At 69.3% G+C, this 14,770-nt stretch carries 14 protein-coding genes; 10 read left to right on the top strand and 4 right to left on the bottom strand.

Annotated elements, in window-relative coordinates; genetic code table 11:
* Window positions 1-45: 45 nt before the first annotated feature.
* Window positions 46-1,077 (top strand): PfkB family carbohydrate kinase, encoded by a 1,032-nt coding sequence (locus C5C17_RS04100; protein ID WP_104252097.1) that lies wholly within the window; start codon window positions 46-48, stop codon window positions 1,075-1,077.
* Window positions 1,074-3,452 carry a glycoside hydrolase family 65 protein gene (locus C5C17_RS04095; protein ID WP_104252096.1) on the top strand — a complete coding sequence of 793 codons (2,379 nt, stop codon included), beginning with the start codon at window positions 1,074-1,076 and terminating at the stop codon, window positions 3,450-3,452. The genes C5C17_RS04100 and C5C17_RS04095 overlap by 4 nt, the downstream gene beginning before the upstream one ends.
* On the opposite strand, the gene C5C17_RS04090 is transcribed toward C5C17_RS04095, so the two are convergent.
* Window positions 3,453-4,508, bottom strand: a complete 1,056-nt coding sequence (locus C5C17_RS04090; RefSeq protein ID WP_181028478.1) for an ankyrin repeat domain-containing protein — start codon at window positions 4,506-4,508, stop codon at window positions 3,453-3,455.
* Window positions 4,509-4,650: 142 nt separating this feature from the next.
* Between C5C17_RS04090 and C5C17_RS04085 the strand changes: the two genes are divergently transcribed.
* The 7 genes from C5C17_RS04085 to ppk2 all read left to right on the top strand — a co-directional run bounded on the left by C5C17_RS04085 (window position 4,651) and on the right by ppk2 (window position 11,941).
* Window positions 4,651-5,676 carry a LacI family DNA-binding transcriptional regulator gene (locus C5C17_RS04085; protein ID WP_104252094.1) on the top strand — a complete coding sequence of 342 codons (1,026 nt, stop codon included), beginning with the start codon at window positions 4,651-4,653 and terminating at the stop codon, window positions 5,674-5,676.
* Window positions 5,677-5,843: 167 nt separating this feature from the next.
* The gene (locus C5C17_RS04080) at window positions 5,844-7,118 is read left to right on the top strand and encodes an extracellular solute-binding protein (protein ID WP_258065903.1); all 1,275 of its coding nucleotides are present in this window, start codon (window positions 5,844-5,846) and stop codon (window positions 7,116-7,118) included.
* Window positions 7,119-7,120: 2 nt separating this feature from the next.
* Window positions 7,121-8,119: a carbohydrate ABC transporter permease gene (locus tag C5C17_RS04075; protein WP_104252093.1), complete on the top strand. Its 999-nt coding sequence runs from the start codon at window positions 7,121-7,123 to the stop codon at window positions 8,117-8,119.
* A 2-nt stretch (window positions 8,120-8,121) separates the two neighbouring features.
* Window positions 8,122-9,009, top strand: coding sequence for a carbohydrate ABC transporter permease (locus C5C17_RS04070; RefSeq protein WP_104252092.1), 888 nt, complete (start codon window positions 8,122-8,124; stop codon window positions 9,007-9,009).
* Window positions 9,006-9,707 (top strand): ThuA domain-containing protein, encoded by a 702-nt coding sequence (locus tag C5C17_RS04065; protein ID WP_104252091.1) that lies wholly within the window; start codon window positions 9,006-9,008, stop codon window positions 9,705-9,707. The genes C5C17_RS04070 and C5C17_RS04065 overlap by 4 nt, the downstream gene beginning before the upstream one ends.
* Before the next feature lie 80 nt (window positions 9,708-9,787).
* Window positions 9,788-10,900, top strand: coding sequence for a Gfo/Idh/MocA family protein (locus C5C17_RS04060; RefSeq protein ID WP_104252294.1), 1,113 nt, complete (start codon window positions 9,788-9,790; stop codon window positions 10,898-10,900).
* Between the two features lie 135 nt (window positions 10,901-11,035).
* Window positions 11,036-11,941, top strand: a complete 906-nt coding sequence (gene ppk2, locus C5C17_RS04055; RefSeq protein ID WP_104252090.1) for a polyphosphate kinase 2 — start codon at window positions 11,036-11,038, stop codon at window positions 11,939-11,941.
* A gap of 61 nt (window positions 11,942-12,002) precedes the next feature.
* On the opposite strand, the gene C5C17_RS04050 is transcribed toward ppk2, so the two are convergent.
* Genes C5C17_RS04050 through C5C17_RS04040 form a run of 3 tightly spaced genes read right to left on the bottom strand, consistent with a single transcriptional unit; the run spans window position 12,003 to window position 14,303 of the window.
* Complete coding sequence (locus C5C17_RS04050; RefSeq protein ID WP_104252089.1) at window positions 12,003-12,896, bottom strand: LysR family transcriptional regulator; 894 nt, start codon at window positions 12,894-12,896, stop codon at window positions 12,003-12,005.
* A gap of 22 nt (window positions 12,897-12,918) precedes the next feature.
* Window positions 12,919-13,773, bottom strand: coding sequence for an alpha/beta hydrolase (locus C5C17_RS04045; RefSeq protein WP_181028477.1), 855 nt, complete (start codon window positions 13,771-13,773; stop codon window positions 12,919-12,921).
* Window positions 13,770-14,303, bottom strand: coding sequence for a quercetin 2,3-dioxygenase (locus tag C5C17_RS04040; protein ID WP_104252087.1), 534 nt, complete (start codon window positions 14,301-14,303; stop codon window positions 13,770-13,772). Before C5C17_RS04040 ends, C5C17_RS04045 begins: the two co-directional genes overlap by 4 nt.
* A gap of 182 nt (window positions 14,304-14,485) precedes the next feature.
* On the opposite strand from C5C17_RS04040, the gene C5C17_RS04035 reads away from it, so the two are divergent.
* On the top strand, window positions 14,486-14,764 hold the full coding sequence (locus C5C17_RS04035; RefSeq protein ID WP_219820474.1) for a hypothetical protein: 279 nt from the start codon (window positions 14,486-14,488) through the stop codon (window positions 14,762-14,764).
* Window positions 14,765-14,770 lie beyond the last annotated feature (6 nt).

Raw genomic sequence — 14,770 nt, 5'->3', positions numbered from 1 at the left:
CTCACCACCATGAGATGTCCAAGGGGACGTCGGTACCCTCTCCTCATGTCGAACGGCACCCCGGGCATCCCCGCGCGCACGGCCCAGCCCGTCTCGCCGGCGCGCGTCGCGGTGTTCGGGCAGGCCGGCCGGGATCTTGTGCTGCGCGTTGCGGGGATCCCGGACGCGGGGGCGAGTGCCGTAGTCAGCGAGCGCATCGAACGTCTGGGCGGAAAGGGCGCGAGCATCGCCGTCGGGATCCGCCAGCTCGATCCCACCGCGCGGGTCTCGCTGATCGCTGTCCTGGGTGAAGACGGTGACGGCACGGAGATGCTGCGCGAAGCCGCCAGCCACGGTCTCGATACGCGCCACGTCGTCCGACGCGGCGCGACGGCGCTCCTCACGGATGTCGTCGCCGATGGCGGCGTGCGCCGACTGCTCGAGCACATCCCGCAGCAGGCGCTCCTCACCCCTGACGACGTCCGCGCCGCGACAGCTCTGACGACGGCGGACGCCGTCGTCCTGCAGCTGCAGCAGCCCTTCGACACGCTGCTCGCCGCTGCGCAGCTCACGAGGCAGCGACCCGCGAACGGCGTCCCGAGAGCGCTGCTGGTCCTCGACGGAGCCGTCGACGCGACCGAGGACAGGGCCAGACGAGACGAGCTTGTCGGATTCGCCGATGTGGTGCGCGCGAACGCGAGAGAGGCGTCGATGCTGTCCGGGTCCGAGGTCAGGAACCGAGAAGACGCGCTCCGCACGGCCTCGACGCTCCTCGACCTCGGCCCCCGCGTCGTCGCGCTCACGGTCGACGATGCTGAGCTCATCGCCTGGCCTGGTGAACACGTGTTCCTGCCGCACGAGCGCACCCGAACGGTCGACCCCACCGGCGCGGGTGACGCGTTCGTCGCGACGCTCACGACCGCGCTGCTCTCTGGAGCGAGCCCCCGCGAGGCAGGGCAGCGCGCGACGCAAGCTGCCGGCGCGAGCGTGCAACGCCTTGGCGGGCACCCCAAGCTCCGACGGCTCCCTCCCGACAGAAAGGGCAGCATGCTCCCCCCTTCCGACCTCCCCTCGACCGACGGCGAGACGCTCGCGTGACCGGCGCGATCCCCTTCGATGTCGCACCATGGAGCCTCGGCTTCACCGGACTCGACCTCGACGCACCCCAGCTCGCGCACCTCGAGTCGGTGTTCGCCCTCTCCAACGGCCACATCGGCTGGAGAGCCAACTTCGACGAGGGCGACCCGCACGAAGTGCTCGGCACGTACCTGAACGGCGTCTTCGAGGACCACCCCATGCCGTACGCCGAGGACGGCTACGGGTATCCGGACACGGGGCAGAGCGTCGTGAATGTGCAGAACGGACAGGTGCTCCGCCTGCTCGTTGGCGATGAGCCGCTGGATCTCCGCCGGGGCACGGTCGTGCGCCACGAGCAGCGCCTCGACTTCCGCGCCGGCACGCTCCGGCGCGACCTCGAATGGACGTCGCCCGCTGGGCGCACGGTGCGGGTCACCAGCATCCGCCTCGTCTCGCTCACCCATCGCTCGCTCGCGGCCGTGCATCACGAGGTCGAGGCGCTCGGCGACGGCGTGCACGTGAGCGTGCAGTCCGAGGTCGTCGCCAACGAGGACATGCCGGAGGTGCACCCCGACCAGCGGGTCAACGACCAGCTCGACGAGCCGTTCGAAGGCCTCGGACACTTCTCGCTGGGAAGCGCGGCCACACTCGTGCATCGCACGCTGAGGAGCGGCATCAGCATCGCCGTCGCCATGGACAACGTGGTCGCGGGCACGTGCGCGACGCCTCCGAGCATCGAGACCGAGACATCCCGCGACCTGGCGCGCACGACCGTGAGCGCGGAGCTCAAAGCCGGGGAGGTCCTGGAGATCACGAAGTACGTCGGCCACGAGTTCTCGTCGACGCTCTCCCCGGAGACGTTGCGCGACCGGGCGGAGGGCGCCGTCGACGACGCGAGGCGAGACGGCTGGGAGCGGGTGCTCGCCGACCAGCGCTCGAACCTCGACGAGTTCTGGGCGTGCGCGGACGTGGAGATCGACGGATCGCCGCGGCTGCAGCAGGCGACCCGCTTCGCGCTCTTCCACGTCTACCAGTCGGCAGCCCGGCTCGAGGCGCGTTCGGTGCCAGGCAAGGGCCTCACCGGCGCTGGCTACCTTGGTCACACGTTCTGGGATTTCGAGAGCTACGTGCTGCCATTCCTCTCCGCGACGGTGCCGTCCGCCGCCGAGCAGGCGCTGCGCTGGCGGCACTCGACGCTCGACTACGCCCGCGAGCGCGCGAAGCTCCTGAAGCTCGAGGGGGCCGCGTTCGCGTGGCGCACGATCGACGGCCGGGAGAGCTCCGGATACTGGCCCGCGAGCACCGCCGCGTTCCACGTCAACGCCGACATCGCCGCGGCGATGGTGCACCACATCCGCACGACCGGTGACGAGCGCTTCGAGCGGGAGGTCGCCGTCGACGTGCTCGTCGAGACCGCCCGGCTCTGGTGCTCGCTCGGACGCTGGGACCCGGACGGGGGCCTGCACTTCGACGGCGTGACCGGTCCGGACGAGTACTCGGCGCTTGTCGACGACAACACGTTCACGAACCTCATGGCGCGCCTGAACCTGCGCGCCGCGATATCCGTCGCCGAACGTCACCACGCCGAAGCGGGCGCGCTCGGCGTCGATGACGACGAGATCCGACGGTGGATGCACGCCGCCGACGCCATCGTGGTGCCGTTCGACGAGCGCCGCGGCGTCCACGCGCACGCGGCCGGGTCGACGGACCTCGCACAATGGGACTTCGCCGGCACCTCCGCATCCCAGTACCCCCTGCAGGAGCACTTCCCGTACTTCCACCTGTACCGCAAGCAGGTGATCAAGCAGGCCGACCTGGTACTCGCCCTCTACTTCGCACACGAGGCGTTCACCTTCGAGGACAAGAAGCGGGCCTTTGAGTACTCGGAGGCTCTGACGGTGCGTGACTCTTCACTGTCCGCCTCCGTGCAGTCGATCCTCGCGGCCGAGGTCGGGCACCTGCAGCTCGCCGCCGACTACCTGGCCGAGGCTGCAACGCTGGACCTCGATGACCTCCGCGACAACACCTCGCAGGGGCTGCACATGGCGTCGCTCGCCGGCATCTGGACGGCCGTAACGGCTGGTCTCGGCGGCCTGCGCGAAAGCGACAGCGGGCTCCGATTCGCGCCTCGCCTCCCGGATCAGCTGACACGCATCCGCTTCGGGATGCTCGTGCAGGGTCGACGGCTGCACGTCGAGATCCGGCCAGAGGCGACCGTCTACCAGCTCAGTACCGGCGAGCCCCTCCTGATCCGCCACTTCGACGAGGAGTTGGTCCTGCGGGCGGGTGACCCGGTGAGCGCATCCACTCCCCCGCTGACGAACCCGGGCACCGCCCCGGCGCAGCCGAAGCACCGGGCGCCGAGACCCTTCGCTGAGGCCATGCGGGAGGAGTGACTACCGTCGGTAGCTCGGCTTCGGCAGGTCGACGCGGTCCGGGTTCCGGAGCACCCACGTCACGGCGAGCTCCGTGAGCGTATCGACGGCCGGCTCGTCGAAGGATCCGCCGGCGAGCCGACCGACTGCCTGGTCGAGGCTCACCAGCTCCGCCTCCTCGAGCGGTGCTCCCGTGCGCACGTGCGCGCGGTACGCCTGCAGCATCCTGTCGAAGTCCTTGTCCCAGTTGCCGCCGCCGTTGCCGAGGATCTCGTTGCCGACGCGACCGGCGATGCGCACGACCTCGCCCTGCACGCTCTCGGCAGCACCGCCGCCTGGCACCAGCATCTTCCACAGCTCGCTGTACTGCGCCTTCCATCCCTCAGCCGTGACCGTGATGGGCTCGCCTGGAGCGAGAACCCTCGGCGGCACCGTCGGTTCCACGCCGAGCAGCTCGAACAGCTCGAACAGAATCGCGAGGTTTTCCTCGGACCCCTTGCCCCTGGCGATGAGTCCCTGCAGGTGCGACATCGTCTGGCGCAGGTACTTGGGGGTGTCCCCGGAGACGGTCGCGCCGCGGGAGACGAGGATGCGCGCCACCTCGAGCGCCCGCGGCGCGTGGTAGTCCTTCATCCTCGTCATCGCGCGGTCGAGCGCCGTCTCACCGCGACGCCCGAAGTCCACGAGCGGGTCCGCGCCCGCATCGAGGAGCAGGGTGAGGCCATCGATGTTCCCGTACTCGGCCGCAGCAGCCAGCGGCGAGGAGTGACCCGTGATGTTGGGGTCTGCGCCATGTTCGAGAAGCGCGGCCACGACGTCGAGCTTCGCCTTCCACTTCGAATGGTGGGTCAGCGCAGTGTTGCCGAAGCGGTCGACCGCGTTCACCTCTGCACCGTGCTCGACCAGCCAGCGGATGCCAGCTGCGTCGAGCCGGTCGCTCATGAGCGCGGACTCCTTGTTGACGTCGCGGCCGAGGGCGGTCGTCTCGACCTTCTCGAAGATCTCCTCCAGCTCGGCGACCGTGTAGGTCTCGCCCCGCCTGAATTCCTTGGGCAGGGTGATGCGCTTCTTCGGCAACGTCGTCTCCTCCGGTCGGTTCGGTCTCCAGTATCGTCCGCTCGCGGGTGCCGTGGCAGAGGCCGGTCGAGTCGGGCTCTGAGGCATTCAACCCGACGCGGGTGCATTGCCCGAGAGGGCATCCGTCGATAACGTCTCACTCATGAGCGATAGTTTTCCTCCGAAGCCGACCATGGCGGTCATCGCCGAGCAGGCCTCCGTGTCCCTGTCGACGGTCTCCAAGGTCCTCAACGGACGCAAGGGCGTCTCCGCGGGCACGCGCGAGCGGGTCGAGCAGCTGCTGCACGAGCACGGGTACCTCCGTCCGGGCGACTTCGGGCGCTCCGGTGGCCTGATCGAGGTGGTGGTCGAGCAGGGCCTGTCCAGCATGTGGGCGCTGGAGATCGTGCGAGGCGTCGAGGCGATCGCGCGCCAGCAGGGCCTGTCCATCGTGCTGACCCAGACGCAGGCCAGGCACGATCCTGGCGCCGCCTGGATCGACGGAGTCGCCAGGCGACGCCCCGTCGCGGTCATCCTCGTGCTCACGGACCTCTCGGCCGACCACAAGCGACGACTGCAGACGCGGAACATCCCGTTCGTCCTCATCGACCCCGCCGGTTCCCCTGACTCCGACGTGTCGTCGGTGGGCGCGACGAACTGGTCGGGCGGCGTGGCAGCAACGGAGTACCTGATCAGCCTCGGCCATCGGGACCTCGGCATCATCACGGGGCCGTCCGACATGCTCTGCACGCACGCCAGATTGTCCGGCTTCCGCCACGCGGTGGAGAACGCGGGCCTCACCCTCAAGCCCGGCCGGGTCGTCGCAGGAGACTTCACCCGGGATTCAGGCGTCGCCGCGGGCCTGCGCCTGCTCAGCGGTCCGGATCGGCCGAGCGCGGTCTTCTGCTCGAACGACATGGAAGCGCTCGGCGTCTACGAGGCGGCCCGTCGCCTCGGGCTCGCCATCCCCGAGGACGTGTCCGTCGTGGGGTTCGACGACATCCCGCTCGCGGGGTGGATCACCCCTGGCCTGACGACCGTCACGCAGCCGCTGGAGCAGATGGCCTCCGAGGCGGTGAAGATCGTGCTTCGTGCGGAGGACGCCACCACCGGAGGCACGCGCCTCGAGCTCGCAACGAAGCTCAAGGTTCGCGAGAGCACCGCCCCGCCAGCGAAAAGTTTCCAATAGCACTGCGACGACTTGCGCTCCTCTTTGCGTGACGCATAGGTTCGCCACACGGCACCGGGAGCGGGTTCACCGCCCCTCGACACCGCACCACGCACCTAACTCAAGGAAGAGCCATGATGCCCTCACGTCCCCCGAAATCCCGACCCCGCACGCTGGCGAAACGGGCGGTGACCTCCCTCGCCGCACTGTCCGTCGCCGCGCTGCTCGCGTCTTGCGCCGGCGGCTCAGGAAGCGCCGGTTCCAGCGCTGGCGACGCCGTGACCCTGTGGGGAATCACGTCGGACCAGGAAGAGACGGTCGACCCCTCGGTGGCCGACTGGAACGCCGCGCATCCGGACGCGCAGCTCGAAGCCACGTACTTCGAGGGCGAGGCGTACAAGTCCAAGATCAGGACAGCCATCGGCGCCGGTGCCGGTCCGAGCGTCATCTACAACAAGGGCGGCGGCACGCTGCAGTCGTACGTCGACGCCGACAAGGTCGTCGACCTGAGCGATGCGCTCGGGGACGACCTCGACCGGTTCCTGCCGTTCGCCCTCGACCCTGTGACCTTCGACGGCGCGGTCTACGCGGTGCCGATGAAGGCAGTGGCCCCCGTCGTCCTCTACGTCAACGAGGACGTGATGGATGAAGCTGGCGTCGAGCCCCCCGAGACCTGGGACGAGCTGCTGGTCGCCGTCGAGAAGCTCAACGCGGCAGGCGTCGCACCGTTCGCCCTCGCCGGCGCCGCCAAGTGGCCGGAGCTGATGTGGCTCGAGTACCTCGCCGACCGCATCGGCGGGCCCGAGGTCTTCGACGCAATCCTCGCCGGTGAGGCCGGCGCCTGGTCGCACCCCGCGATCATCCAGGCCAACGAGATGATCCAGGACCTCGTGGAAGCCGGAGGGTTCGCCGACGGCTTCGCCTCCGTGACCACCGACTCGAGCGCCGACGCCGCCCTCCTCTACACGGGCAAGGCCGCCATGCTCCTGCAGGGCACGTGGGTGAACAACACCTTCCGCGAGCAGGCGCCGGAGTTCGCGGAGAGCTCCCTCGGCTACCTCCCCTTCCCCACCGTGGAAGGCGGCACGGGCGACCCTGCCAACATCGTCGGCAACCCGACCAGCTACTTCTCCGTGTCGGCGGACGCCACGGAAGCACAGCAGGCCGTGGCCATCGACTACCTGAAGACCGGGCTCTGGGACGAGCCATTCGTCGACCGACTGATCGAGGCCAACCAGGTGCCACCGCTCGCGGACATCGACGACACCATCGCCGACCTTCCGGACGCGGCCTTCGGCGAGACGGTCTACCAGATGATCAGCGACGCACCGAACTTCCAGATGTCCTGGGACCAGGCGCTGGAGCCGGGCCAGGCGCAGGAGATGCTCACGAACCTCGACCGTCTCTTCAACCTGCAGATCACGCCAGAGGAGTTCTCCACCAACATGAACGCGACCCTCTGACCATGACCTCCACGATCCTGCCTGCCGGCGCATCGTCGGCCTCACGCGGCGAGAAGCCTCGCGTACCCTCCGACGGCACTCCGCATCCCGCCGCCGCAGACCACAGCCCCAAGCCGACGGGCCGCAAAGGCATCACGGACCGACCGAACCCCATCCTCCTGCTCCCCGCCGTCGCGCTCTACGCCCTGTTCGCCATCGTCCCCCTCGCAGTTGCCCTGTGGTTGAGCTTCACGAGCTGGGACGCCATCTCCGACCCCGAATGGGTTGGGCTCGAGAACTGGACGCGCATCCTCGGCGGCGACAACTTCCGGAACGGGCTCATGCTGAGCCTGCAGGTCATCGTCGTCTCCTGGCTGGTGCAGACCCCCATCAGCCTGCTCCTCGGCGTCTTCACCGCTGGGCACCAGAAGTATCGCGCCGTGCTCGCCGCGCTCTACTTCATCCCCCTCATCCTGTCCTCCGCCGCGACCGCACTCGCGTTCAAGGCCATCCTCGACCCGAACTTCGGGCTCGGCGCGACTCCCGGACTCGAGCTGCTGCGGCAGGACTGGCTCGGCAACCCCCAGCTGATCTTCGTCACCGTCGTCTTCCTCATCGCCTGGCAGTTCGTTCCCTTCCACGCCCTGCTCTACCAGGCCGGCGTCCGACAGATCCCCCGCACCCTCTACGAAGCAGCCGAGCTGGACGGAGCGGGTCGACTGCAGACGTTCTGGTACGTTACCCTCCCCCAGCTACGACACACCATCGTCACCTCATCCACCATCATGCTCGTCGGCTCGCTCACCTACTTCGACGTCATCTTCGTCCTCACCGGCGGGGTCCCCGGCTACGGCATCCGCATCCTGCCCATCGACATGTACCTGACCGGCTTCGCCGCGAACGACATGGGCGGCGCCAGCGTGCTCGCCATGGTGCTGGTCGTGGTGGGACTCCTGATCGCGCTGGGCATCACCCGCGTCAGCGGCTTCTCCCGCATGAAGAGCGACCAGGAAGGAGCCTGAACATGACCGCCACCGCACCCAAGCTGGCCAGCAGGCCCACGTACCCCCGACCACCCCGCGAGCGACGCGGCGGCCGACGCACCCCCAACGTGCTCGGTGCCCTCGGTGGCTTCGCCTGGCTGCTCGTGATCATCGTGCCGGTGTACTACATCGTCATCACCAGCTTCCGACCCCAGGCGGGCTTCTTCAGCGACAACCAGCTGCTGCCGTCGTCCGAGCCGACGCTCGAGGCCTATCTCCTCGTCCTGCAGAGCGACTTCCTGCTCTACCTCGCCAACAGCATCATCGTGACGACCGTCGCGGTCGCCGTCACCGTCACCGTCTCCCTCATGGCCGCGTTCGTCATCGTGCGCTCCACGCACTGGACCGCCAAGGTGTCCTTCTCACTGCTCCTCATGGGGCTCGCCATCCCACTGCAGGCGACCATCGTCCCCCTCTTCTACATGCTCAGCCAGGCGGGCCTCTACGACACCCTCGCCGCGGTCATCCTCCCGTCCGTCGGCTTCGCCATCCCGATCACGGTGCTCATCCTGGTCAACTTCCTGCGCGACATCCCCACCGAGCTGTTCGACTCGATGCGCGTCGACGGTGCCACCCAGTGGCGCACCCTGTGGTCGCTCGTGGCGCCCCTCGCCCGTCCCGCCCTCGTGACGGTCGCCATCTACGACTCCCTCACCGTGTGGAACGCCTTCCTGTTCCCGCTCGTCCTCACCCAGAGCCCCGAGAACCGGGTGCTGCCCCTCTCGCTCTGGACCTTCCAAGGAGAATTCAACGTGAACGTTCCCGGCATCATGGCGGCGGTCGTGCTCTCGACGCTGCCCATCCTCGCCCTCTACATCTTCGGCAGACGCCAGCTGGTGAGCGGCATGACCGCGGGGTTCGGCAAATGACGGCGACACGGTCAGCGCTCATGGTCAGGGGCGGATGGGCCGGTCACGAACCGGTGGAGACCAGCGACTACATGCGGGCCTTCCTTGAGCGCGAGGGATTCGAAGTGCGAGTGGAGAACGGACCGGCCGTGTACGCCGAACCCGGCTACCTCCCCACCGTCGACCTCATCGTGCAGACCGTGACGAAGAGCACCATCGAGAAGGAGGAGTTCGAGGCGCTGCGCGCAGCCGTCACCGCCGGCACCGGCTTCGCCGGCTGGCACGGCGGCATCATCGACTCCTACCGCAACAACGCCGACTACCTGCAGCTCGTCGGCGGGCAGTTCGCCGCGCATCCCGGATGCGACCCCGCGGATCGCACGGGCGAGCAGGCCGACAACTACCGGCCCCACACCATCGAGGTGACCAAGGCCGGACGCACCGACGCGATCATGGCCGGGATCGACGACTTCACGATCGACTCCGAGCAGTACTGGGTCCTCGCGGACCCGTACATGAAGGTGCTGGCGACCACGACCCAGCCCGTTCGCCCCTGGGATCCGTGGCACGAGCCCGTGACGACCCCGTCCGTGTGGAAGCGGTTCTGGGGACAGGGGCGGATCTTCGTCTCGACCTCTGGCCACCACCTCGACGTGCTCCAGCAGGACCCCATCCGCACGCTCACAGAACGGGGGCTGCTATGGGCAGCTCGATCATGACCCCTGCGCCGGAAACGGCCGCAATCGGCCTGCGCGCTCCGAAGGCGCTTCGACCGGAGGCGCTTCGACCCGACCAGCGCATGCGTGTCGCCATCGTCGGGGCCGGGGTGATCAGCGGCCAGTACCTCGACAGCCTCGCCCGATTGGACGACGTCAGGCTCGTCGCGGTCGCGGACCTCGACGACGAACGTGCCCGGACCGCCGCCGAGCAGTACGGCCGCGGCGCCCGCGCGCTCACCGTCGACGAGCTGATGCGCGCCGACGACGTCGACACGATCATCAACCTCACCATCCCGGCCGCGCACCTCGACGTGTGCACGGCTGCCCTCGAATCGGGCAAGCACGTGTACGTCGAGAAGCCGCTCGCTCTGACCGTCGCCGACGGCCGCCAGCTGCTCGACCTGGCGAGCAGCCGGCGGCTGCGGATCGCCGGGGCACCGGACACGGTGCTCGGGACGGGCCTGCAGACTGCGCGCGCCGTCATCGATGGCGGCCACATCGGAGTTCCCGTCGCCGCGAGCGCGAGCTGGTCCTCCCCGGGGCACGAGCGATGGCATCCCGCTCCGGACTTCTACTACAAGACCGGCGGCGGACCGCTGTTCGACATGGGCCCCTACTACCTGACGGCGCTGGCCACGCTGCTCGGGCCGGTGCGAAGCGTGACGGCGACCACCGGACGCTCGGATCGCCGCAGGTCGATCGCGAGCGGCCCACGCGCGGGAGAGCCCATCGCCGTCGAGGTCGACACGCATGTGACCGCTGTGCTCGAGCATGAGGGCGGCGCTGTGTCGACACTGCTCTTGAGCTTCGAGCAGTGGGGGTCCCGACAGCCGCGCATCGAAGTGCACGGCACGGCGGGGTCGGTGACGGTGCCCGATCCGAACATCTTCGACGGCGGCGTCGAGCTCCTCGGCACGGGACGCGAGTGGCGAGATGTCCCTGCTCTGGCCGGATACGCGGAGGCCGGCCGCGGCTACGGGGTCGCGGACCTGGCACGCGCGGTCGCCCAGAACGAGGCGCATCGCTCGTCGGCCGAGATGGCCCTGCACGTCCTGGACATCATGGAGTCGATCGGCCTGGCGGCCGCGAGGCGAAGCGCGGTGTCGCTGTCAACCACCGCGCAGCGACCGGCCCCGGTTCCACTGACCCAGCTGCCCGCACCACGCACCGAGGTGGTCTACGGACGGCTGTAGCGATGCCGCACGGTGGTTCCGGCCTGACCGCGCTCGTACACATCCCGTTTGCCTTCACGGCGCAGTATGGTCGCCGCATCCCCCGCCGCAGGCCGCGGCGGGTGGATGCGCGGCATCTGAACCTCGGAGGAACGCATGGCCATCGATCAACCCCAGGACCTGCGCGAGTACATCGAGCACCTGCGCACGCTCGGCTACTCGGTCCGCGACGGCCACACCAACGACCCGGACCTCATCGACCCGCAGGGCAACCCCGTCTACACCTGGCAGGAGGGGTACCCGTACGAGGAGCGGCTGAGCCGCGACGAGTACGAGAGCGAGAAGTACCGCCTGCAGGTCGAGCTGCTGAAGTGCCAGTACTGGATGGAAGACAACGACCGGCGCGCGGTGATCCTCTTCGAGGGGCGAGACGCGGCGGGCAAGGGCGGCACCATCAAGCGCTTCACGGAGCACCTCAACCCGCGCAAGGCGCGCGTCGTCGCCCTCGCCAAGCCGAGCGACCGCGAGCGCGGCCAGTGGTTCTTCCAGCGCTACATCCAGCACCTCCCCACCGACGGGGAGCTCGTGCTCTTCGACCGCTCCTGGTACAACCGTTCAGGTGTGGAGCGCGTGATGGGGTTCTGCAGCGACGACGAGCACGCGCAGTTCATGCAGCAGGCGCCCGCGTTCGAGAAGATGCTCGTCGACTCGGGCATCCATGTCACGAAGTTCTGGTTCTCCGTGTCGCGCACCGAGCAGCGCACGCGCTTCGCGATCCGTCAGCTCGACCCGGTGCGCCGCTGGAAGCTCTCCCCCATGGACCTCGCCTCCCTCGACCGCTGGGAGGACTACACGGCGGCGAAGGAGGAGACGTTCCGCCTCACCGACAAGAAGCACGCGCCGTGGACGATCATCCGCTCCAACGACAAGAAGCGCGCCCGCCTCAACGCCATGCGATTCTGGCTCGGACAGTTCGAGTACGAGGGCAAGGATCACGACGTCGTCACGAAGCCGGACCCGCTGCTCGTGATGCGCGGCAAGCAGGAGACCGCGGACGAGTAGACAGGCGCTCGCGGTTGCGGGGCAGGCGGGCAGAGGCTGCGCCGGGCGGCGGAAGCAGGGGTCAGCCCGTGACCTGCCCTCGCATGAGCTCACGGAACACGGGCACAAGCGGATTCTCGGTCGCGAGCAGCGTGCACATCATGACCGTGACGGGGTCGACGTCGTCGATCGGCACGAACACGACGTCGTCCCGCTGGTAGTGCTTCGCGGCCGCGCTCCCGGCGATGTTGACCCCGACGCCAGCGGCCACGAGCTCCAGCAGACCCTCCATGCTGTCAGCGGATGCGCCGGGCACGATCCGCCGCCCGTCCGGCCTCGGACTCACGAGCCACCAGTCGAGGATCTCCTGCGGGCCGGCGGACGCGGCGACGAAGATCTCGTCGTCGGTCTCCATGATCGAGACGGAGGTGCGGCCCGCCAGCCGATGATCGGCGGGGACCACGAGCATCCGCCCCTCCGTCCACAGCGGCTCGCATGCGACCTCGTCGGAGCCGCTCACAGGCGACGGCGCCAACACCACGTCGACGCGGTCCGCCAGGAGGTCGGCGGCGACGTCGAAGAACCCCGTGCGGCGCATCTCGAGCCGCGCATCCGGCACCCGCTGCAGCATCGAGCCGATGGCCGACGCCGCCAGCGACCCGGTCGCCGAGGCGACGACGCCGAGCCGCAGCCGCGGCACCGCCTGCTCCCTCGAGAGCAGCCTCGCCCAATCGAGGATCTCCCGGTGATCGTCGCGCAGCCGCCGTGCGAGGGGCAGCAATTCGAGGCCGTGCGGGGTGAGCGTCAGCGGGCGAGAGTCGCGGTCGAAGAGCTTCACGCCGAGCTGCCGTTCGAGGCGGCCGATCTGCTGGCTCAGCGACGGCGTCGCGATGCGGATGCGCTCAGCCGCTCGGCCGAAGTGCAGCTCTTCCGCGAGCACGCAGAAGTACTGCACGGCGTGGACTGGGATATCCATGGTCAGAGACTAGACGGCCCGGTCAGCGCGACTCCGCGGGCGACAGGACCTGCTCGTCGAGGAACCGCAAGGCTGGCCCCATAACGACATCGAGATCGTCGAGCCCCCGCCACATGTGGTCGGCCCCGGCCACGAGCTGCAGCTCGACGTGAGCACCCACCGACTCGAGCGCATCCCGCAGCCGCACGCTCTGCTCGCTTGGCACCATGCCGTCGGCGGTCCCGTGTGCGAGCAGGAACGGCGGCATGCCGGCGTGCACCACGAGGGCCGGGCTTGCGGCCCTCGTCAGCTCGCGATGCTCGGTGAGGGGCCCGCCGATGAGCATCTCCTCCCTGCTCGGCGACGCGACGTCCCCCCGCTGCGTCGGCGGCGTCGGCTGCTTGGGGATGGCGGCCAGGTCGCTCGGTCCGTACCAGTCGACGACCGCGCGCACCGGCGTGCCCGGCGCCGAGGCCGCGAGGGCAGCGAGGTGCCCGCCGGCGGACTCTCCCCAGAGCGCGAGGCGCGAGGAGTCGAGGCCGAACGTCGTGGCGCCCTCTTCGAGCACCCATGCGACCGCGGCCTCGACGTCGGCGAGCGGCGCCGGGAACGTCGCCTCCCCGCTCAGCCGATAGTCGACGGACGCCACCGCCCACCCCGCACGCGTCAGCCGTCCGAAGGTCTCCTCCTCGGTGCGGCCCGGGGTGAACACGCGCCTGCTGCCGCGGAACCAGCCGCCGCCGTGGACGAACACGATGACGGGCGGCTGCCCGCCATCCGGCAGGTGCAGGTCGAGCGTGAGGGGCCGGAACCCGGGCGGCTCCGAGAAGACGATGTCGCGTTGGACGCGACCGCGGGCCGAACCCGCGCGCTCATGGGAAGGCAGTGGGCGCTTCAATCGAACAGCTCGTATCCGTGCACGAAGTGCACGTCGTGCTTCGCTCCCTCGGCACCGAAGACCTCCGGCGCTGGAATGTGAAATTCTGCTTCTTCCGGGATGCCCGGCTTCGCGGTCGGCCTGGCGACGGCCCGGAAGAAGTCGGTGAACCCGGCGCTCGTGACGCCGAAGATCTTGCCCGTGCGCTCGATGCGGTACGAGTGGATCGTGTCCTTCGGCACGAACCCGAAGCCCCCGGCCTCGAGGATGCGCGTCTCCCGGTTGCCCTGCCGGTCGTCGATCCACAGGCGGATGGCGCCCTCCAGCACGAAGAACGTCTCGTGCGTCTCCGCGTGGAAGTGCGGCGGGACGGGGCGACCGGGACGCCCCTCGGTGATGAACGCGTCGAACTGGCCGGTGGTCTGCGGCGACGTCGTGAGCAGGGTGAAGAGCTGGTCGAAGAGCACGAGCTTGTCGCCCTCGCCGTCCCCGAGCAGGTACGGCAGCGGGCCGGCGGGGAGCAGGCTTTCGAGCGGAGCGAGTTCTGACATCGGCAACCTCCTTGTTGCGGGCCGGTCGGCCCATGCGACCACCCTCGCAACTCGGCTGGCCGCGCGCGACGGGCTCCTGCCTAACGATCGTGAGCCGTCTCCTAACGCGCGGACGCTCCGCGAGCCCGACAGCGACGCATCCGGGGGCTACCATCGGCTCTCATGAGTCACGAGACACCGGCATGACGGGGAGCGACGCTCCGACGGGCGATCCGATCGGCCCAGCCGTGCCGCCAGCGGGAGGCTTGCCCGCCCCGCCGTCGATCCACGCCCGGGCCGTGCTGACGTGGCTCGCCATCTTCCCGCTCGTGGCGATCACCTCGATGCTGGCCGAGCCGCTCGTCGGCAACTGGCACCCCATCGCGCGGGCGTGCGTCGTGACGCTCGTCGTGGTCCCGCTCGCCGTGTACCTCGTCGTGCCGTCCCTCGTGAAGCTCCACGGGCGCGTCCGCCGTCGCTGACCGGCC

The sequence above is a fragment of the Pseudoclavibacter sp. RFBA6 genome, assembly GCF_002931575.1.
GTDB lineage: Bacteria > Actinomycetota > Actinomycetes > Actinomycetales > Microbacteriaceae > Pseudoclavibacter > Pseudoclavibacter terrae.
This window is presented reverse-complemented; position numbering and strand designations above follow the sequence as displayed.